The organism is Streptomyces sp. NPDC048255, from assembly GCF_040652415.1.
In the GTDB taxonomy this organism is placed as follows: Bacteria; Actinomycetota; Actinomycetes; order Streptomycetales; family Streptomycetaceae; genus Streptomyces.
The window spans coordinates 1-18,748 of the sequence record NZ_JBEZMA010000062.1 but is presented as its reverse complement, the minus strand read 5'-3'; the positions used below and the strand labels follow the sequence as shown (position 1 = coordinate 18,748).

Genomic DNA, 18,748 nt, shown 5'->3' with positions numbered 1-18,748 from the left:
CCGCCGACTCTACGGGATCGGAGCCCGGCCCTCCGGCGGTCCTCCGGCGGCCCTGCGGTGCACGCGGGCCAGGACCAGGACGGTGTCGTCGGCCGGCGGTCCGGGCAGCAGGTTGGCCAGGACCCGCTCGGCGAGGTCGTCGAGGTCCTGCGAGGGTTCGGGCGCCGCCGTACCCAGTTCGGCGCGCAGCGCGTCCAGACCCGTCCCGATGTCCCGGCCGCGCGCCTCGATCAGGCCGTCGGTGTACAGCACCAGGGTCGCGTTCTCCGCGAGCTCGATCTCCGTGGTCCCGTACGGGACGCCGCCGACGCCCAGGGGAACGCCCAGGACCTCGCCGACGGTGTCCACGGAGCCGTCCGGCCGGAGCACCAGGGGCGGGAGATGTCCGGCGCTGGCGATGCGGGCCCGCCCGTCCGCCGGGTCGTACACGATGTAGAGGCAGGTCGCGAGCTCGATGCCGAACTCCTGCGCGCACACGTCGAGCTCGGTGAGCAGCTCGGCCGGGTCGCCGTGGTGCCGGGCCAGCGCCTTGGTGGTGATGCGGAGCCTGCCCATCGCCGCGGCGGCGGGCACCCCGTGCCCCATCACATCGCCCACCACGAGGCCGATCCGGTCGCCGGGCAGCCTGATGACGTCGTACCAGTCGCCGCCGACCTCCGTGAGATGGCTCCCGGGCAGGTACCGGTGCGCCACCTCCACGTACGGGCTGGTCGCCGGCGCGCTGGGCAGCAGGGCACGCTGGAGCGTGCGCGAGATGTCCTGGACGCGGCTGTACAGACGGGCGTTGTCCAGGCAGATCGCGGCGCGGGAGGCGAGCTCACCGGCCAGGGCCAGATCGTCCTCCGTGAAGTCCGGCCGCTCCGCGGAGCGGCCGAACATCGCGATCCCCTGGACGGTGCCCCGGGCGATGAGCGGGGCGACGAGGACACAGCCCAGACCGCTCTCGGCCAGCAGCCGGGCCCGCGACTCGATGACGACCGTCCGCGCCACGAACGCCTCGTCGACCACGGCCGAGACGGGCCGGTTGGCGCGCAGCATGTCGTGGATCACGGAACCGGGCGGATACCGCACGGTCTCCACCCCGCTCACCAGTTCGGTCGCCGGCGGGGGCAGGACCGTTCCGGAGGCGATCCGGCGGGTGAGCAGCGGCAGCGACGGGTCGAACAGTGCGGGGGTGTCCATCCATTCCACGATTTCCACGACCGCGCCGTCACAGAAGTCCGGCATCGCCGCGTCGACCAGTTCCTGGGCCGTGAGGTCCACGTCCAGCGTCGTACCGATACGGGTGGAGGCCCGGTCCAGCAGCGCCAGCCGCTGACGGCTTGCGGTGGCCTCCAGGATGGCCTGCTCCCGGTCGGTCACGTCCAGCATCACCCCGCCCACCCCGGTGCGTGAGCCGGCCGTCCCGCTCAGCGGGAAGAAGCTCACCGAACGCACCTGGTCACGGTCCGGCCGGCCCCGCGGGCGCATGCCCACCAGCGTTCCCACGACGGGGATCCCGTCCGCCGCGACCTTGCGGAGCATCCGCTGGTACTCACCGCCGTCGGACAGGATCACCACGTCGTCCGTGCGCAGCCCCATGTGCGCCTCGATGGGCAGGGCGTCCATGTCCGCCATCGCCTGGTTGAGGTGGACGTACCGCAGGTCCGGGTCGAACATCACCAGACCGACGGGGCAGGTCTCGAAGAGTGCGTCGAGGAAGGCCAGGTTCGTCTTGACCCGGTCGAGCTCCTCGCTCCGGCTGGCCAGCACCATCACCACCGGGTGTCCCTCGGAGCCGGTCACCGGGAAGGCCCGGAAGCCGCAGGCGAACGTCGTGCCGTCGCGGTGCCGGGCGGTCAGCCGCCCCCGCCAGTACCCCTGGCTCAGCGCTCGCTCGACCAGCCCCGCAGAGGGGTCGGGGCCGCTCCCCCCGGCGGGCGGGCCGGCGAAGAGCCGGGCGCCGGGCCGGGACAGGGCGTCGCGGGAGTCGTAGCCGAAGAGGTCCTGCGCACCCGGCCCCCAGTAGCGCACGCGCAGGGCGTCGTCCAGGCCGAAGACGGCGACGGGGACGTGTTCGAGCAACGTCCCGGGCTCGGACCAGAACGGGCCGTGGGCGTCCGTGCCCCCCGGCCGGACCGATGGCACGAGACGTCCCCTTCCACCCGCCGCTCTCTCCCCCCATTATGCGGACGGCACGGCGGGCCGTCTTCCGGGCCGGTGCGAGGGTTCCGGCCGATGGGACGGATCAGCCCGCGGGCGTGTGCGCGGGCAGCGGCGCGGCCTCGGGGAAGACGTCGACGAGGGCGGCGTCGAACAGGGTGGTGACCTCGTGGGCGCTCAGCCCCTGCTCGCGGGCCTCCCGCAGCCACGCGCCGAGCTGGGTCCGCAGGGGGGATTCCGGCGCGGTCTGCGGGGTGGCCAGGGTGCGGGTGATGAAGGAACCCGCACCCTGGCGTACCTCCACCAGCCCGGACCGTTCCAGCTCGCGGTACGCCTTGAGGGTGGTGTTCGGATTGACCTTGGTGGTGGCGGCGACCTGCGCCGCGGTGGGCAGCTTGTCCCCCTCGACGAGCGCCCCCATGCGGAGCGCCTGCTCCACCTGGTGGACGATCTGGAGGTAGGCGGGTAGACCGCTGCGGCGTTCGATGCGAAACACGACCACGGTGCCCGCCTCCTTGATCCTTCGTGGTGTCGTTCAGCGTAGGGGGTGTTCCGGGGTGCGTGGCCTGCTCTAGAGCGGGCCGCGTCGCATCCGCAGGACCAGGAAGCAGAGGAGGGTGGCGGCGAGGGCCAGGAACACCCCGGCCGCGGTCCACTGCATGCCCGCCAGCTGGTCGTGGCCGTAGTAGTCGCGGACGTCGTTGACGATGCCGAGCGAGGCCCGGCAGGTCTCCGGTGACGCGTCGTGCACGCAGGTGCTCCACCCGTAGAGCTTTCCGGACGCGGTGCCGAACCACCGGTCCACCTCCAGGACGCCCTGGAGCGCGGCGGGATCGGGGCCGTCGAGCGGGAAGGCAAGGCGCCGCGGGGCGTCGAGCAGGTCCCGGTAGAGGCCGGCCGCGAAGAGCAGGAAGGCACAGGACAGGAAGGTGACGGTCATGGCGGCCACGGCCCGGCGGGTCAGCGCGCCGATCGTGATGCCGAGCGAGGTGGTGCACAGGGCCGTCGCGACCAGCACCGGGCCGGTGGTGTCGAACTCCGTACCGGTCAGCCAGTCGCTCGGCGCGAACGGCCGGACGGAGCGGAGCCACCAGGAGTAGAGCAGGCTCAGCGTCCCCGTCGTCACCGTCACCAGGGTCAGGGCGAAGCCCAGCTTCCACAGCAGCCAGCGGCGGCGGGGCACGGACTGGGTGGTGACGAGGTGCGCGGTCCCGTTCTCCTGGTCGGAGGCGAGCAGCGGGGCCCCGAAGAACGCCCCGAGCAGCAGCGGCAGGAAGGCCAGCAGGCTTCCGGCGGATCCGAGGTCGTTGCTGACCCGGTTCCCCAGGTCGGGGTCGACGGAGGCGGCGGGCGTACGGGGCCAGCCTGCGGCGTGCAGGGCGTCCAGCATGGCGCCGCGCTGGTAGACGATCCAGGCCGCGCCGAGGACGGTCGCGGCGGCGCAGACGACGAGGGCGGCGCGGTGCTGGCGGAACAGCAGCCAGGCGAGGCCGCGGATCCGGCGGGGCCCGGCGGACGCGGCGCCCCGGCGGGTGGCGCCGCGGGTCACGGTGCTCATGCCGCGGCCTCCTCTCGGTGGTCGGGAACGGCGGTCGGGGAGAGCAGGGCGGGGGCCTCGGGTGAGCGGAGGTAGGACAGCAGTACTTCCTCCATGCTCGGCGTGGCCACCTGCCAGGCCTGGTCCAGTGGGCCCTGGCGCCGGACCATGGCGGTGAACTGCCGTCCGGAGGTGCGGACTTCGATCACGGTGTGGGCCCGGAGGGAAGGCGGCGGGCCCCCGTCCGCAGTCACCCCGGTGACCAGGGTGTGCATGGGCACCAGTTCGTCGGCCTCACCGGCCATGCGCACCCGGCCGTCGGCGAGCACGAGCAGGTAGTCGCACATGTGCTCCACCTCGCTCAGCAGGTGGGAGGACATCAGTACGGTGGTCCCGTGCTCCGCGGCCTCGGACATGAGCAGCGCGCTCATCTCGTCCCGGGCGAGCGGGTCGAGATCGGCCATCGGCTCGTCCAGCAGGAGCAGTTCGGGCCGCTTCCCGAAGGCGAGGGCGAAGGCCACGCGGGTCCGCTGGCCGGCCGACAGGTCTGCGGTCCGCGCCTGCATGGGCAGCCCGCCCGCCCGAACGATCCGTTCGGCCGCCGCCTGGTCCCAGCCCGGGTTGAGCTCCTGCCCCATCCGCAGCGTCTGCGCGACGGTGAACCGTTTGAACAGGGGCGTGCCCTGGGCCAGGTAGGCCCAGCGGGGCATCGCGTCGTCCGCGGAGACGGGGTAGCCGAAGATCCTCAGCTCGCCGGCCGTGGGGTCGAGGAGGCGGGTGGTCAGACCGAGCAGGGTGCTCTTGCCCGCACCGTTGGGTCCCACCAGGGCGGCGATGCGGCCCGCCGGAATGCGGAAGGAGCAGTCCCGCAGCGCCCACCCGCGGCGGAACTTCTTGCCGAGGCCCCGGGCTTCCAGGGCCCAGCGGGCTCCGGCCGCGGCAGAACGGGTCGTGTCTCGCACGGTGTCCCCCATTTCCATGATTCCACTAGACGACTAGTGGAATCATGGTCTGCCGACGGGGTGCTGTCAACGGAGAGTCACCGGCGGGAGGAGTCGGACTATCGGACTGTTATCGTCCTGGGCATGCCCGAGCTGATCGCCCCCACCCCGCGCCTCCACGCCTCCTGGCTCGCCGCGCAGCAGGAGGCCGGGCCCGACGCGCACCTGGACGGCGGCGGGCTCGGCTCCGACGACGACGTGGACACGGCGGAGGGCTTCGCGGCCTGGGTGGAACGGCTGCGCGGGTACGGGGACCGTACGGCGCCGGTCGAGCAGGGGCGCGTCCACGCCTCGTACTGGTGGATCGCGGAGGGCGACACCTACCTGGGCGCCATCGACCTGCGGCACTACCTCAACGGCTTCCTGCTCGACGCCGGAGGCCACATCGGCTACAGCGTGCGCCCTTCCGCGCGCCGCCGCGGGCTGGCCACCTGGGCCCTGGCCGGGGTCCTCCACGAGGCACGGGTGCTCGGGATGGACCGGGTGCTGCTGACCTGCGACCCGGACAACACCGCCTCGGTGCGGACGATCGAGTCCAACGGCGGCGTGCTCGAGGACGTCCGCGACACCTTGATCGGCCCCAAGCGGCGTTACTGGATCAACCTCTAGCCCGACCGGCCGGCACCCGCAGCCGGGCGGCGCGCAGCGTGCCGGTCAGGCCGGATCAGCACCGCCTCATTCAAGCCACCCGGTCACACCCTTGCCGCATCCGGGGTCGTGAACCGCTCCATTCCTTCTTGAACGCATGACGAATGGTCACTCACCGCACGGTCGCGGTGGCTTACGATCTCGACGGACGGTCTCGTCCTGCGACCGCCGCCGCCCCGCCCCGCACCCGTGGAGGTCAACCGTGTTCTGGACGGCCGAAGGACACCGCAGTCACCGCACCCGCCGCGCCGGCTTCCGCATCCGGGCCGCGGCCGGCGTCGCCGTGGGGGCGTTCCTCGCCGGGGGCTGTTCCTCGGGCGGCGACGGGCCGGGCGAAGCGGCCGGAGGCGTGCCCGTCGTGGAGAAGGGCAAGCTGACCACCTGCACCCATCTGCCGTACCCGCCGTTCCAGTTCGAGCAGAGCGGCAAGGTCGTCGGTTTCGACGTGGCCCTGATCGACCTGGTCGCGACGGAGCTCAAGGTCGAGCAGAAGATCCTCGACACGCCCTTCGAGAACTTCAAGACCGGCGCCTTCCTGAACTCCGGCGAGTGCGACCTCGCCGCGGCCGGCATGACGATCACCGACGAGCGCAAGAAGAACGTCGACTTCTCCGTCCCCTACTTCGACGCGACCCAGGCACTGCTCGCCTCGAAGAAGAGCGGGGTGACCACGCTCGCCGAGGTCAAGGCCAAGGGCAAGAAGCTGGGCGCGCAGGCCGAGACCACAGGTGAGAGCTACGCCAAGGCCCAGGGCTTCGACCCGGTCGCCTTCGAGAGCTCCGATGCGGTGCTCAACGGACTGCGCACCGGCCAGGTCGACGCGGTCGTCATCGACTACCCCGTCGTCCAGGGCTGGCTCAAGGACAAGAAGAACGAGGCCGAGTTCGTCCTCGGCCAGAACATCGAGACCGGCGAGCAGTACGGCTTCTCGGTGAAGAAGGGCAACACGGCCCTGCTCGCCGCCATCGACAAGGCGATCACCGGCGCCAAGGCCGACGGTACCTACAAGAAGCTGTACGAGCAGTGGATCGGCCCGCTGCCCCAGGCCACGTCGTGACCTCCCGGCTGACGCGGCGCCAGCGGCGCCGCGTCTGGCAGGGGATCCAGTACGCGGTCTTCGTGGCCGTGCTGGTCCTGGTCGGCCTCTCCGCCGACTGGGACCGGCTGCAGAACCAGTTCGCCCAGACGGACCTGGCCGTCCGGCTCTTCCCGGACATCATCACCATCGCCCTGCGCAACACGGTGGTGTACACGATGTCCGGGTTCCTCTTCGGCCTGGTGCTCGGCCTGGTCATCGCCATGATGCGGCTGTCGTCGGTGGGCCCCTACCGGTGGGTCGCGAGCGTCTACATCGAGCTGTTCCGCGGCCTGCCCGCCCTGCTGATCTTCATCTTCGTGGGCGTGGCGGTACCCCTCGCGTTCCCCGGCACCGAGATCCCCGGCGGCATCTACGGCAAGGTCGCCCTCGGCCTCGGACTGGTCGCCGCCGCCTACATGGCGGAGACCATCCGGGCCGGCATCCAAGCCGTGCCCAAGGGGCAGATGGAAGCGGCCCGTTCGCTCGGGTTCTCGTACGGCCGCGCCATGGTGTCGGTGATCATCCCGCAGGCTTTCCGGATCGTCATCCCGCCGCTCACCAACGAACTCGTCCTGCTGTTCAAGGACTCCTCGCTGGTGCTGTTCCTGGGGGTGACCCTGGACGAGCGGGAACTGACGAAGTTCGGCCGCGACCTCGCCAGCCAGACGGCCAACTCCACCCCCATCCTGGTCGCGGGCCTGTGCTACCTCCTCGTGACCGTGCCGCTGAGCTTCGTGGTGCGCCGGCTCGAGGCCCGCGCGGACAAGGCCACGTAAGGAAGAGATGTCACAGACGACGCGACCGGGGGACACCATGGCCACAGAAGGCCCGGAGATCGAGATCCGCGGGCTGCACAAGTCCTTCGGCGACAACCACGTGCTGCGCGGCATCGACCTGGAGATCGCCCGGGGCGAGGTGGTGTGCGTCATCGGGCCGTCCGGCTCGGGCAAGTCCACCCTGCTGCGCTGCGTGAACCTGCTGGAGGAACCGAACGAGGGCCAGGTCTTCGTCGGCGGCACCGAGGTCACCGACCTCGATGTCGACATCGACGCCGTACGCCGCCGCATCGGCATGGTCTTCCAGCAGTTCAACCTGTTCCCGCACGTGACCGTCACCGAGAACCTCACCCTGCCGCAGCGCCGGGTACTCGGCCGGGACAAGGCACGGGCCGCCGCCGTCGCCCTGGAGAACCTGGAGCGCGTCGGGCTCGCCGACAAGGCCGAGGCCTATCCGGCGCAGCTGTCCGGCGGCCAGCAGCAGCGGGTGGCGATCGCCCGGGCCCTGTCGATGGGCCCGGAGGTGATGCTCTTCGACGAGCCGACCTCGGCGCTGGACCCCGAACTCGTCGGCGAGGTGCTGTCGGTGATGCGGGTGCTCGCGGGCGAGGGCATGACCATGATGGTCGTCACGCACGAGATGAGCTTCGCGCGCGAGGTCGCCGACCGGGTCGTGTTCATGGACGGCGGAGTGATCGTCGAACAGGGGCCGGCGGCGCAGGTGGTGGGAGCTCCGCGGCACGAACGGACCCGGAACTTCCTCGACCGCATCCTGGACCCGGCGGCGGCCGAGGCCCCGGCAGCCGAGGACGGCACCGCCGGTCCCGGGAAGCCGTCCGGTCCGCCCGAGGGCTGAGCGGCCCCGGTCAGGCAGGGCCCGGGACGAGGAACTCGCGCAGGTCGATGACCTCGTAGCCGTCGGCCTGGGCCGCGTCGATGATGCGCGGAAGGGCCTGGGCGTCGAGGACGACCCCGTCCCCGGTGCTGCCGACGTGCATCTGGATGATCGCGCCGGGGACCAGCGCGTCGACGGCCCGCTGGACCGCCCGGTCCACGGTCATGCCGCCCGCCGGGCCGAGATAGCCGTTGGTGTCCGCGGTGAACTCGATGGCAGCGAACCCGAGTTCGTTGACGTCGGCCACGGAATCGGTGCTGGTGGCGCTGTAGGGGAAGCGGAAGAACGGCAGCGGCTCAGCCCCGGCGGCCTTCCGGATCGCCGCGTCGGCGCGGTTCACCTCCTGCGCCCGCTCCTCCGTGCTGAGGTCGTCGAAGTAGGGGTGGCTGTACGAATGGTTGCCCAGGCCGTGGGCGGCGGCCATGGCGCGTACGGCCGCGGGACGGGCGTCGGCGAACTGCCCGGTCGGGAAGAACGTGGCGGGCAGCTTCCGCCGCCGCAGCTCACCCAGGACCGTGTCGAGCCCGCTCTCGTCCCAGGCGGCGTTGAACGTGAGCGCCACGACCCTCCGGGACGTGGGCAACCGGCGGATCTCACTGCCGAGCAGCGCGGCCGGCGGGCGCGGCCCGGCCTGCACCCCGGGCGCCGGGTCCGGTGCGCGTGCGGGCCCGGGCGCCGGAGGGGAACCGGCGGGCCGCGCCGCGCTCCGGGGCGCGGCCTCCGCGCCCGAGCGGGGGACGAGCCCCGCGACCACGAGCGCCGCCAGCGCGGCGCGGCGTCCTGTGTCCACCACGGTCACTCCTTCCGCCGGGGCCCGTCACCGCGGGCGGGCCTGCCACGACTATGCGAGAGCGGGGCGGTCGGCGTCCCGCAGCCCGTGCCGGGCACCCGGGTGATCTCCCCGCGGCGAGACCCGCGGGCGCGGGAGCGTGCAGGGGGCGTGCGGGGAAGTGAATGCTCTTCTTTCGGAGGGTTTCTGGGGACCGGCTTGCACGATCGGGCGTGTTTTTCGATGGGGTGGTGTTCAGGGGCGCTTTTCGCCCCCACGGCTGCCGGGTTCGGGGGCAGGCACGCCGATCACTTACTCGCCAGTTGAAAGGTTCGCGTCGACGTGAACGTTGTCGGGATTGTCGCCCTCGCGCTGATAGACGCCACCGCGGTCCGTGTTTTCGCAAGCGATGCCATCAGGGTGCCGCGGCGCCATGCCCGCCGTCCCGAGGTACCCACCGCCCGGGTGGGCGCAGAGGAGCAGCTGTGGGGGAGCGTATGAGCGAAGGCGAGTTCGACCCATCGGGAGACCAGGCGGTCTCCAGCGAACTGGCCGGTGTCCTGCCGGTGGAGTTCACGGCGTTCCATTCCCAGCAGCACCGCGTGTACCTGCGTTACGCGCACCTCCAGCTGGGCAACGGCAAGGACGCCGAAGAGGTCGTCGACGACGTGTTCACCTTCCTGCTGAAGGTGTGGCGCCAGGCCCTGAAGGAGGCGAGCCTCCACGGCTTCGCCTGGGCCGTGCTGCGCGAGCACGTCGAGCGGAGGCTGGCGGTCCTCGGCCGCCAGGTGGCCATGGTCGAGACGGCCTGGTTCGCCGCGCTGCGCCGCTCGTCGCGGGAACGGCTGGAGTTGCTGGAGTCCAAGCTCGGCCTGTACGCGGCGATCGCGGAGCTGTCCGAGCGGCAGTACGACGTGGTGCTGCTGGCCTTCCTGCTGGGCAACGACTCCGACACGGTCGCCCGGATGATGGGGATCTCCCCCGCGACGGTCCGCTCGCACATCCGCGGCGCGCGCCGAACCCTGTCCCGCAAGCTCGGGGTGGACTGGATCCCCGGAGAGGAGAAGGACCAGTGAGCGACATGCCCGGAGACCGAGACATGGCGCTGAGCGCACTGGACGCGGCCCTGGCGGACGCGATGGTGCTCGCGGAGGAGTACGCCGGCTACGACGAGGGCGCGGCCCGCCGGCGGATCGCCCGCCGGATCGTCGCCGACCGCGCCCGCGCCGCCCGGGGCACCACCGCCGGCACCGGCTGCGGCGCCCCGCAGGCTGCCCGGGGGCAGGGCACGCCGACCGTGTGGGACGACCTGGTCCTGGACGCCGCCTGCCACGTGCGGGCGGCCCGCTGCCTGGACGACCTGGCCTGGGCCCTGGTGGAGAGCCGGGACTTCGCCGAACTCGCCCTGGACGCCGAATGCTGGCCCCACGGCGCCGAGTCGGCGCTCCTGTTCGGCTGTCTCCTCCACCTGACCGACCGGATGGAGGGGGCCCAGTTCTGGTTCCAGTACGCGGCGGGCGCGGGCTCGCGGACCGCCGCGCAGTGCCTCTACCTGCACCACCTCGCCCGCGCCGAGGTCCGGACGGCCCGGCACTGGAGGGACCAGGCCCACACCCTGCCCCCCGACGAGCACCTGCCCGCCCTGCCGCAGATCCCGCAGGACCTCGAAGACGCCCTCAGTGCCTCGGTGATCTGGACCTCCCCGCCCATCACCACCCAGGACCTCACCACCCTCGCCACCCGGGCGGGCCGGGGCGGCCGGCCTCCGTACCGGCTGCCCGTACGGCTGCGCCAGGCCGTCACCGCCCGGCCCCGCAGGGAACACCCGGACCTGGGGGACGTGTTCACGCCCGGCCCGCAGATCGCCGTCGCGGTGGCCCAGCACGCCCGGCTCAACCCCCTGCACCTGACGCGCGAGTCGAACATGTGGGCACGTGAAGCGCTCAGGCAGCCGCAGTTGACCCATGCCGCCCGCAGAACTCCCGGAGGCAGGCCCGCGCCCGCCCCGCTGGAATCCGTACACCAGGCACTGCGCATCCTGGAGGTGATCAACCGCTACTCGGGCGGGGTGAGCCTGACGCAGATCGCCCGCGAGACGAATCTGCCGCAACTGGTGCTGCTGCGGGCCGTGGAGCAGCTGATCCGAGCCAACCTGGTCACCGCCATCGGACCGGACGCCTACGTCGCCGGCCACGCCCTGCTGCTGGCCGATTCGGTCAGCGGAGAGGGACGCGGGCACCTGCGGGAGACCCTGGCCTGGGTCCGGGACGCGGTCGGCGCGGCCGTCTACGTCGCCCGCTACACCGACGGCGAGGTCTGCATCACCCAGTACGCCGACGGTCCCACGGCGCCCGTGGTGGAGGAGTGGGTGGACTTCCGGGCCGCCGCCCACGCCTCCGCGGTCGGCAAGGCGCTGCTGACCCAGCTCGACTACGACAACCGCAAGGACCACCTGGACCGGCACCGGATGACCCGGTTCACCCCGCACACCCTCACCAGTCAGGAGGCCCTCTTCCACCAGCTCGACGCGCGCCAGCCGAACGCTCCGCTCCTCGATCTGCAGGAGTACGCGATCGGCACGGTGTGCGCGGCGGTGCCGATCACCTCGGGTCCGAACGCGGAATGCGTGGCCCTGTCCATCCCCGTCCCCGACCCCGGCCGGCTGAAGCAGGCCGCCAGGATCCTGCAGAGTGAGGCGGCCGCGGTCTTACTGGCTCTGATCGTCGCCGGCAGCACCGGACCCACGGCACGCAAGGACGACACGGGGCAGGCGGGCGCCGCCGGCTTCGGGAGCACCATCCTGTCCACCACCGCCTGAGTTCCCGAGCAGGCACCGGTCCCGCCCCGGCCGCGGTTCGGCCGGGGCGGGACCGGCGCTGCGGGGCGCGGGGCGGGTGATACGCGGTGCGGGGTCAGCGGAACAGCTGGCCGCGCACCGCTCCGTCGGGGAACTCCGCGGTGTGGAGGTTGGAGTAGTAGGCGCGGGGGTTCTCCCGGACCCGGCGGACGTCCTCGGCGTTCTGCCCCGCCAGCCGCCCCGAGACGGCGAAGATGCCGTCGGGCACCGGCTTGTCGAGCAGGTTGAAGACCACGTCGCCGTTCTTCCCGAAGGGGCCGCGGTGGATGTGGCCCAGCGACGGGCTCTTGATGTTGACCCAGGCCAGCGAGAAGTCGACGTCCGTCCCCTGGGGCTGGAGGAAGGTGACGGCGTGCCCGTCGGGGTCACCGACCTTGGAGGCGTCGTTCTTCGGCACCTCCTGGGCGCCGTTGGACAGGGCGCGCAATTTGCCGCCCTTGAGGATGGACAGCGGATTGACGGGGCGGCCGAGCGGTTCGAGCTGGCCGCGCACGGCTCCGCCGGGGAACTCGGCGCTGTGCAGGTTCACGTAGAAACCGGCCGGGTCGGTCCGCAGCCGCTGCGCGAGCGCCGCGTCGCTGACGGCCACCTGACCGGCCGCGGAGTGGACGCTGGAGGGCATGGCGCTGCCGAAGAGCGGCACCTTGACGGCGCCGTTCTTCCCGGCGGCGCCCTCGTGGATGTGCCCGAGGCTGGGCACGATCCCCTTCCAGTTCAGCGAGAAGGTGACCCGGTCCCCCTTGACCTGCACCAGCGCGAGCGCCTCCCCGTCCGGGTCGTTGACGGCGGGCCCGCCGGCGACCGGTACCTCCTGGCCGCCCGAGAGGCGCGCGAGGAGGGTGACGGACCGGCCGGTCGACGGCGTCGTGAAGGCGGAGGACGCCGCCCCCGGGCTGCTGCCGGGCGCGGCCCCGTGGCCGCTGTGCCCGTCGTCGGCGTTCGCGGGTGCGGCGGTGGTGGCGCCCAGTGCGAGTACGCAGGACGCGGTGGCAAGAAAACGCATCTTCATGTGAGTCGTTCCTCCCTGAGACCCCGGCCGTCGGCGGCCGTTCACAGGACATACGGATCGCCCAGGGCTCTTGTTCAATACTGGATTTCCTGGTTTCGCGTTGAACCAGCTGCCGGGTGCGGCCCGTGGCCCTCCAGGAAGACCCACCCCGTACCCATAGCAGAAGGAAGCCGACGATGCGTTTCCCACGGACCGGCACCGCGCTCGCACCGGTGCTCGCACTGACCGTGCTGGCCCTGACCGCCTGCGGCGGCGGAGGAGGAACCGCCGCCCCGGACGGCGGGAAGCCCGCAGCCCCGAAGGAGGTCCCGGCCGTCTCCGTACAGGTCGCCGATTCGGCCCTCGGCCCGATCCTGGTCGACGGGGCGGGCCGGACGCTCTACGCCTTCACCAAGGACCAGCAGGGTGCGGGCAACTGTGACGCCGAGTGCGTCGCCGTCTGGCCCGCGCTCCTCACGCCGGAGGTCTCGGCGGGTTCGGGCACCGAGGGGAAGCTGCTCGGCAGGACGCAGCTGACCGAGGGCGCCGTGCAGGCCAAGTACGGGGACTGGCCGCTCTACTACTACGTGGGCGACGCCGTCGCGGGTGACGTCACCGGACAGGGCCTGGACGGCGAGTGGTTCGCGATCGGTGCGGACGGGAAGCTGGTCAAGGCCGCCGTCTGACGGAGCTCCGTGCGGTCGGCCCCGCCCTGCGGGGGAACGTGGGCGGGGCCGTTGACCTCTCCACGGGGGAGGGGAGAAGGTCACCGCCGTCACAGCATTGCACTGGTTTCAGCCAAACAACAAGGTTTTGGCCAGGGATTTTGCGGCTCGAAACGGGCTGAAGCCGACCGGGCGGCGCGCCCGCCCTCCAAGGCTCACCACCGCCCCGGCTCGGTGCCCGTGACCGGAACCGAAGGCTCCCCGTCCACGCCCACCGGGACGTCCCCGGCGAGCATCACCCGGTGCATGATCCGGGGCGCGTCGAGGTGCGCGGTGTCGGAAGGGGCCAGATGGATCGTCGCGCGGTTGTCCCAGAAGGCCACGCTGCCCGGCTCCCACCGGAACCGTACGGTGTACTCCGGCCGGGTCGCCTGCTCCAGCAGCAGCTCCAGGATCGGACCGCTCTCGGCGCGGGACAGGCCCAGGATCTGTTCGACGTAATAGCCGTTGACGAACAGCACGCGCTCGCCCGTCTCCGGGTGCACGCGCACCAGCGGGTGGTGCGAGGCGGTCTGATGGTCCAGCAGATGGCGTACGTACGGGTCGTCCCCCGGCCGGGCCTGGTAGCCGACGCCCAGCCGGTGCTCGGCGCGCAGGCCGTCGACGAACCGGCGCATGGGCCGCGAGAGCCCCGCGTAGGCGGCCGCCAGATTGGACCAGGTCGTGTCGCCGCCGTAGGGCGGTACGGTCTCGGCGCGCAGGATCGTCGCCGCCGGCGGGTCGATCCGGGCGCCGTGGTCGCAGTGCCAGCCCCGGAGCAGCGTATGGCGCCGACGGCGCAGCCACTCCGCGTGGTCCATGCCGTACCGGCCGCCGAGCTCCAGCCGGTCGGCCGTCGTCTCGACCTCGGGGAACCCGGTGGGCGACGCACTGCCGCGCGACCTCAGCACCACCGGTGCGCCGAACCGGCGCGCGAACGCCACATGAGCGGCGTGATCGAGCTTCTGCTCCCGGAAGAACACCACCTTCCAGCGCAGCACCGCGGCCCGGATCTCGCCGACCACCGCGTCGTCCAGCTCCCCGGCCAGGTCGGGCCCCGTGATCTCGGCCCCGATGTGCCCCGCGACCGGCCTGACTTCGACCCTGGTGGACCCGTTCGCCGCCATGCGCACTCCGTTGGTCGTAGGTTCCGCCCCTCCCCGCCAGCATGACGGCTGCCCGCGCCCCACGAAAGATCGCGCCGCACCGGCCCGGGCGTCAGCCGCGGCGGTCGGCCGCGTCGAAACGGGCCAGGACCAGGGCTCCCGCGTGCAGGGAGTCCTGCAGCGCGCGGCGTGCGGCGCCGTCCAGGCCGCCCAGCGTCTCGGCCGCCTCCTCGGCGGCGTCCCGGGCGATCTCGGCGGCCAGCTCCTCCGCAGCGGTACGGGGTCCCAGCTTGCTCACGGCCGACGCCGCCCGCGCCGGGGTGAGCAGCGCGGTGCCGTGGGCGAGCAGCCAGCCGGGGACACCGGCCGCGCCCTCGGCGGGCGGCTGGTAGGGGCGCGAGCCGTCGAAGCGCAGGTCCTCGGCGAAGGCGGGCTGCTTGAACTTGGCCATGGGCCGCGCCGAACCGCGGAATTCCCCGGCCGGCTTGACCACCAGGCCCTCCGCGAGGTTGTCCGCGAGCGCGGGCAGGCCCAGCAGCGCGGGCAGCCGGGTGGGGAACACCACCGGAAGCTCCTGCAGCCGCGCGACCGGGCCTTCGGCCAGCAGCGGCGCACAGCGCAGCCCGGCCGCGCCCGCCGCCGCGCGCAGCGTCCGGTCCGCGACCCAGCACAGGCCGTCCTCGTCGGCGACGGTGGCGTCGAAGGGGAGCCAGAGCAGCTCAGGGGCGTACCAGACGCCCGTCTGTACGGGTTCCACGCCCGGGGCCGGCGGTACGTCGGGATGGGGGTAGCGGCCGCCCGCCAGTTCGCCGTAGACGGTCACGACCGCCGAGGCCGGCGCCCCGCACCGCTCCCGCAGGGACCGGGCGCAACGCGTCGCCGCGACCGCCAGCGCGGGCCAGATCCGGCCGACGCCGAAGAACTCGTCCAGCCCGCCCTCTCCGAGCAGCTCGCGCCGTTTGGCGGGATGCGCCCCCGCCGCATCGCACACGACGGCGAAGTTCGCGCCGTGGATCTTCTCGTGGGCGACCCAGTCCCGCCCGCGGGCCTCGCCCAGCCGGCTGTTCGCCGGGATCTTCGGATAGGGGGACCAGGGGAGGGGTTCGGGGTGCACCGGGAGATGGTAGCCAGCACGCCGGGTACGGAGCAGGGGATTTCCGCGCGATCGGCGGACACCCCGCCCCGGATGCCGGGGCGGGGTGTCCGCAGGGCCGCGCCGCTGGTCGGCGGGCCGGTCAGGTGCCCAGGGCCGAACCGCGCCACTGCTGGTTGGTGTGGTGCGGGGTGCAGTCCCAGATGCCGACGCGGGCGCCGTTGCCGGTGGCCCAGCCGAGGGCGTCGAGGCACTTGCCCGAGTGGACGCTGCGCAGCAGGCCGTTCGGGAGCTGCTCCCACTTCTGGTTCAGCCCCTCGTGACAGGAGTTGAGGCCGATGAGCGAGCCGTTCTCGGTCTTGGCGTACTGGACGTCCAGGCACTTGCCCAGGGCGCGGACGGTGCCGTTCGCCTCCAGCTTCCAGGCCTGCGCGCTGGTGCCGTTGCAGGAGTAGATCTGGATGGGCGTGCCGTCAGCGGTCTTGGCACCCTTCACGTCCAGGCACTTGCCGGAGTGGACGCCGACGATCTGGCCCGAGCCCGGGGGCGGCGGCGGCACGCAGTAGATCTCCAGCAGCACCTGGTAGTAGCCGTTGCCGCCGACCGGGTTGGCGGCGGGACCCGCCGAACGGGCGCAGTTGGCGGCCGGGTAGCCCTCGGCCGCCGCCGCGGCGTACGCGGTGTTCCAGGCGGCCTCGGTGGCGATGTTGAGCGGGCCGTAGCCGGTGCCGAGGAAGTACTTCGGCACGGTGGGGGCGTTGACCGCCGCCGGAGCGGCGGCCGCGGGGGCCGCTGCCGCGGCGGGCTGCGCCGCCGCCGGACCGGCGAGGAACGCCGTGCCGGCGAGCACGGCTGCGGCCGTGGTCGACAGCCATCGAACCAGCTTCACGAGGGGTCCTTTCGAAGAGGTCGGGAGGGATCGCAACCGCCGGGCCCGCGGTGAAGACGACACTAGCCACGGGACCGCGCCGTGGAGTCTCACCGGAGTCTCAACTCCGCTCACCGAACGGCCTGTTACCGCCGTGACGCGGGGTGATCACGCTGGGTATCGTCCCGGGACCGTGGACACCACCGACGATCTCGCCCGGCTGCGGGCCGCCTTGACACGACACCGCCTGGTCAACCTGACCGGCGGACTGGGGACGGGGAAGAGCCGGCTGGCGGGCCTGCTGCCGGCCGTGGCCGCCGTCGAGCCGGGGGCCGCCGGCGAACCCGCCCTGCTCCGCGGACTCCTCGCGCAGCCCGGCGGACCGCTGCTCATCGACGGGGTGGACGGCCCCGGGCAGGCCGAGGCGCTGGCGGCCTCGCTGCGGGCGGCGCGGGGCGGAGGAGCGTACGGCGCGGGAGGCGAGGGCGTGCACGTCGCGGGCGTGGACGTCGCGGGACCGAACGGCGCGGGCAGGCACGGCGCGGGGCCGAACGGCGGGGACGGGTACGGGTACGGCGGGTACGGCGACGGCGTGCCCGGCGAGGGAATGCCGCGGCCCGTACTCCTCGTCAGCCGGCGACCGCTGCGCGCCGCCGCCGGATGGGCCGAGCTCGCCCCGGCCACCGTCACCCTCGGGCCCAGACCGCCCGAGGCGGTCGAAGCACAGGCCCGGGCCGCCGGCATCGAGGATCCGCGGGCCCTGGCACTGGTGGTGCGGCTGGCCGGCGGGCTGCCGCTGCTGGCCGAGCTGACCTGCCGGGCCCTGCACGCGGGGATCGCACCGGAGGTGCCCGGGGCGGCTGCCGACCGGGTGGCCGAGGAGGTTCTGGAGCGACTGGGCCGGGAGCGGCCGGGCCGCCGCTGGCGTCACGCGCTGCGCCTGCTGGCGACCGTACGGGCCGGGGACGAACACCTCGTCGCGGGCGGACCCGGGCTGTTCTCGACGCTCGCCGGGCTGAGCGTCGTACGCCACGACGCGCTGGGCCTGGCCGTACGGGAGCCCTACCGCAGCCTGTTCGAGCTGGCGTACCAGTGGCGCCGGCCGAAGGCGCACGCGCAGGTGCGCACCCGCGCGGCCGAGTACCGCCGGGTGCTGCTCACGGAGTGCACGGCCGGGCCGGACGAACGGGCCGGCCTGGTGGAGGAAGGGCTCTTCCTCAGTGGCGATCCGCTGCTGCGCAGCACCCTGTTCCCGCCCGCCGAGGACGGTTCCCGGGTCGGACCGGCAAGGCCGGACGAGGCCGAGGACATCGGCCGGCTGATGCACGACTGGGCGGTGCGCGGTGGTTTCGACGTACGGCGTTCCCGGCAGATCACCGAACGCTGGCTCGCGGACGAACCGGCCTCCTTCAAGCTCGCGCGGGACCGCGACGGCCGGCCGGTGGGACTGGCCGCGCTGGTGCCGATCGGCGCGGCCACGGAGGGCGGGATCGAGCCGCTGCTCCAGCAGCACACGCAGGGCCTGATGGGCGGGGACCGGCCGGGCGGGCTGTTCCTCGGGGCGGCGTACGGGGCGGATCCCGTCACGCACGCCCAGATCCTGCGGTACATCCTGGGCAACGCCGTGCACGCCGGCCACCTGGTGGTCTCCACCGCCAGCCCGGACTACCAGACGTTGCTGCGCGCGCTGACCTTCCGGCCGCACGGCGGCATCCGCGACGACGTGTACCGCTGCGGACGCCGCCCCGAGGTCTACAGCCACGACTTCAGCCCGGCCGGGCTGCCGGGGTGGATGCGCGCGCTCGCGCCGGGCACGCGGGGCACTCCGTACGGGGGCCAGGACGCGGCGGCCCTCGTCGCATGGGCGCTCACCCGGCTGGGCGACCCGGGGGCGCTGGCCGCCAGTCCGCTGCTGCTCTCGTGCCCGGAGTTCGGCTCCGCCGAGGCGCTGCGGCGCTGGCTGAGGGGCGCCGTACTGGAGCTGGCGGACGCGGAGGACCGGGCCGATGCCGAGGCGGGGGCGATCCTCCAGGCGTACTACCTGGGGCGGGCCCGTACGCACCACCAGGTCGCGCGGCGGCTCCACCTCAGCCGGGCCACCTACTTCCGCCGGCTCCGCCGCGGCGTGACCCTGCTGGCGGCCCGCCTCCCGGCGTGAGCGCGGGGGCCGCGAAGATCGCCCGGACAGGATCTAGTGCTGTGGCCGGAAGGGTTTGCCGGGTCGCGTCGTCCGGTGCGGTGCATCGCAAGGCGGAGGGCCGCGGCTCGTACTGGACGTACCGGCGC

The 18,748-nt window shown here is 73.0% G+C and carries 17 protein-coding genes; 8 read left to right on the top strand and 9 right to left on the bottom strand.

The window, feature by feature from the left end:
- Positions 1-9 precede the first annotated feature (9 nt).
- The 4 genes from AB0D94_RS31760 to AB0D94_RS31745 all read right to left on the bottom strand — a co-directional run bounded on the left by AB0D94_RS31760 (position 10) and on the right by AB0D94_RS31745 (position 4,653).
- Positions 10-2,127 (bottom strand): SpoIIE family protein phosphatase, encoded by a 2,118-nt coding sequence (locus AB0D94_RS31760; protein WP_362059063.1) that lies wholly within the window; start codon positions 2,125-2,127, stop codon positions 10-12.
- 100 nt (positions 2,128-2,227) lie between these two features.
- Positions 2,228-2,644: a GntR family transcriptional regulator gene (locus AB0D94_RS31755; RefSeq protein ID WP_362059060.1), complete on the bottom strand. Its 417-nt coding sequence runs from the start codon at positions 2,642-2,644 to the stop codon at positions 2,228-2,230.
- A gap of 69 nt (positions 2,645-2,713) precedes the next feature.
- Positions 2,714-3,700 carry an ABC transporter permease gene (locus AB0D94_RS31750; protein WP_362059057.1) on the bottom strand — a complete coding sequence of 329 codons (987 nt, stop codon included), beginning with the start codon at positions 3,698-3,700 and terminating at the stop codon, positions 2,714-2,716.
- Positions 3,697-4,653 carry an ABC transporter ATP-binding protein gene (locus AB0D94_RS31745; RefSeq protein WP_362059054.1) on the bottom strand — a complete coding sequence of 319 codons (957 nt, stop codon included), beginning with the start codon at positions 4,651-4,653 and terminating at the stop codon, positions 3,697-3,699. The genes AB0D94_RS31750 and AB0D94_RS31745 overlap by 4 nt, the downstream gene beginning before the upstream one ends.
- 111 nt (positions 4,654-4,764) lie before the next feature.
- Between AB0D94_RS31745 and AB0D94_RS31740 the strand changes: the two genes are divergently transcribed.
- From AB0D94_RS31740 to AB0D94_RS31725, 4 genes are all read left to right on the top strand, one after another.
- A complete protein-coding gene (locus AB0D94_RS31740; RefSeq protein WP_362059051.1) occupies positions 4,765-5,289 on the top strand; it encodes a GNAT family N-acetyltransferase in 525 nt (174 codons plus the stop codon).
- A gap of 322 nt (positions 5,290-5,611) precedes the next feature.
- Entirely contained in the window at positions 5,612-6,385 is a 774-nt protein-coding gene (locus tag AB0D94_RS31735) for an ABC transporter substrate-binding protein (RefSeq protein WP_362059121.1), read from the top strand.
- Positions 6,352-7,182, top strand: a complete 831-nt coding sequence (locus tag AB0D94_RS31730) for an amino acid ABC transporter permease (RefSeq protein ID WP_362059048.1) — start codon at positions 6,352-6,354, stop codon at positions 7,180-7,182. Before AB0D94_RS31735 ends, AB0D94_RS31730 begins: the two co-directional genes overlap by 34 nt.
- Positions 7,183-7,219: 37 nt before the next feature.
- Positions 7,220-8,038 (top strand): amino acid ABC transporter ATP-binding protein, encoded by an 819-nt coding sequence (locus tag AB0D94_RS31725; protein WP_362059118.1) that lies wholly within the window; start codon positions 7,220-7,222, stop codon positions 8,036-8,038.
- 10 nt (positions 8,039-8,048) lie between these two features.
- Here the strand turns inward: AB0D94_RS31725 and AB0D94_RS31720 are convergent, their stop codons facing one another.
- Positions 8,049-8,870, bottom strand: a complete 822-nt coding sequence (locus AB0D94_RS31720) for a polysaccharide deacetylase family protein (protein ID WP_362059045.1) — start codon at positions 8,868-8,870, stop codon at positions 8,049-8,051.
- Between the two features lie 473 nt (positions 8,871-9,343).
- Between AB0D94_RS31720 and AB0D94_RS31715 the strand changes: the two genes are divergently transcribed.
- On the top strand, positions 9,344-9,922 hold the full coding sequence (locus AB0D94_RS31715; RefSeq protein ID WP_362059042.1) for a sigma-70 family RNA polymerase sigma factor: 579 nt from the start codon (positions 9,344-9,346) through the stop codon (positions 9,920-9,922).
- Between the two features lie 830 nt (positions 9,923-10,752).
- Positions 10,753-11,664: an IclR family transcriptional regulator C-terminal domain-containing protein gene (locus tag AB0D94_RS31710; RefSeq protein ID WP_362059115.1), complete on the top strand. Its 912-nt coding sequence runs from the start codon at positions 10,753-10,755 to the stop codon at positions 11,662-11,664.
- Between the two features lie 94 nt (positions 11,665-11,758).
- Here the strand turns inward: AB0D94_RS31710 and AB0D94_RS31705 are convergent, their stop codons facing one another.
- Entirely contained in the window at positions 11,759-12,712 is a 954-nt protein-coding gene (locus AB0D94_RS31705) for a CHRD domain-containing protein (RefSeq protein WP_362059039.1), read from the bottom strand.
- Between the two features lie 176 nt (positions 12,713-12,888).
- On the opposite strand from AB0D94_RS31705, the gene AB0D94_RS31700 reads away from it, so the two are divergent.
- The gene (locus AB0D94_RS31700; RefSeq protein ID WP_362059036.1) at positions 12,889-13,377 is read left to right on the top strand and encodes a hypothetical protein; all 489 of its coding nucleotides are present in this window, start codon (positions 12,889-12,891) and stop codon (positions 13,375-13,377) included.
- Positions 13,378-13,571: 194 nt separating this feature from the next.
- On the opposite strand, the gene AB0D94_RS31695 is transcribed toward AB0D94_RS31700, so the two are convergent.
- The 3 genes from AB0D94_RS31695 to AB0D94_RS31685 form a co-directional block, all read right to left on the bottom strand.
- Positions 13,572-14,522, bottom strand: a complete 951-nt coding sequence (locus tag AB0D94_RS31695; RefSeq protein WP_362059033.1) for a TauD/TfdA family dioxygenase — start codon at positions 14,520-14,522, stop codon at positions 13,572-13,574.
- Positions 14,523-14,613: 91 nt separating this feature from the next.
- Positions 14,614-15,615 (bottom strand): RNA ligase family protein, encoded by a 1,002-nt coding sequence (locus AB0D94_RS31690; RefSeq protein ID WP_362059030.1) that lies wholly within the window; start codon positions 15,613-15,615, stop codon positions 14,614-14,616.
- A gap of 121 nt (positions 15,616-15,736) precedes the next feature.
- Complete coding sequence (locus AB0D94_RS31685) at positions 15,737-16,483, bottom strand: RICIN domain-containing protein (RefSeq protein ID WP_362059027.1); 747 nt, start codon at positions 16,481-16,483, stop codon at positions 15,737-15,739.
- 172 nt (positions 16,484-16,655) lie between these two features.
- Here AB0D94_RS31685 and AB0D94_RS31680 point away from each other — a divergent pair, with 172 nt between their 5' ends.
- Entirely contained in the window at positions 16,656-18,620 is a 1,965-nt protein-coding gene (locus tag AB0D94_RS31680; protein ID WP_362059024.1) for a hypothetical protein, read from the top strand.
- The last annotated feature ends 128 nt before the right edge of the window (positions 18,621-18,748 follow it).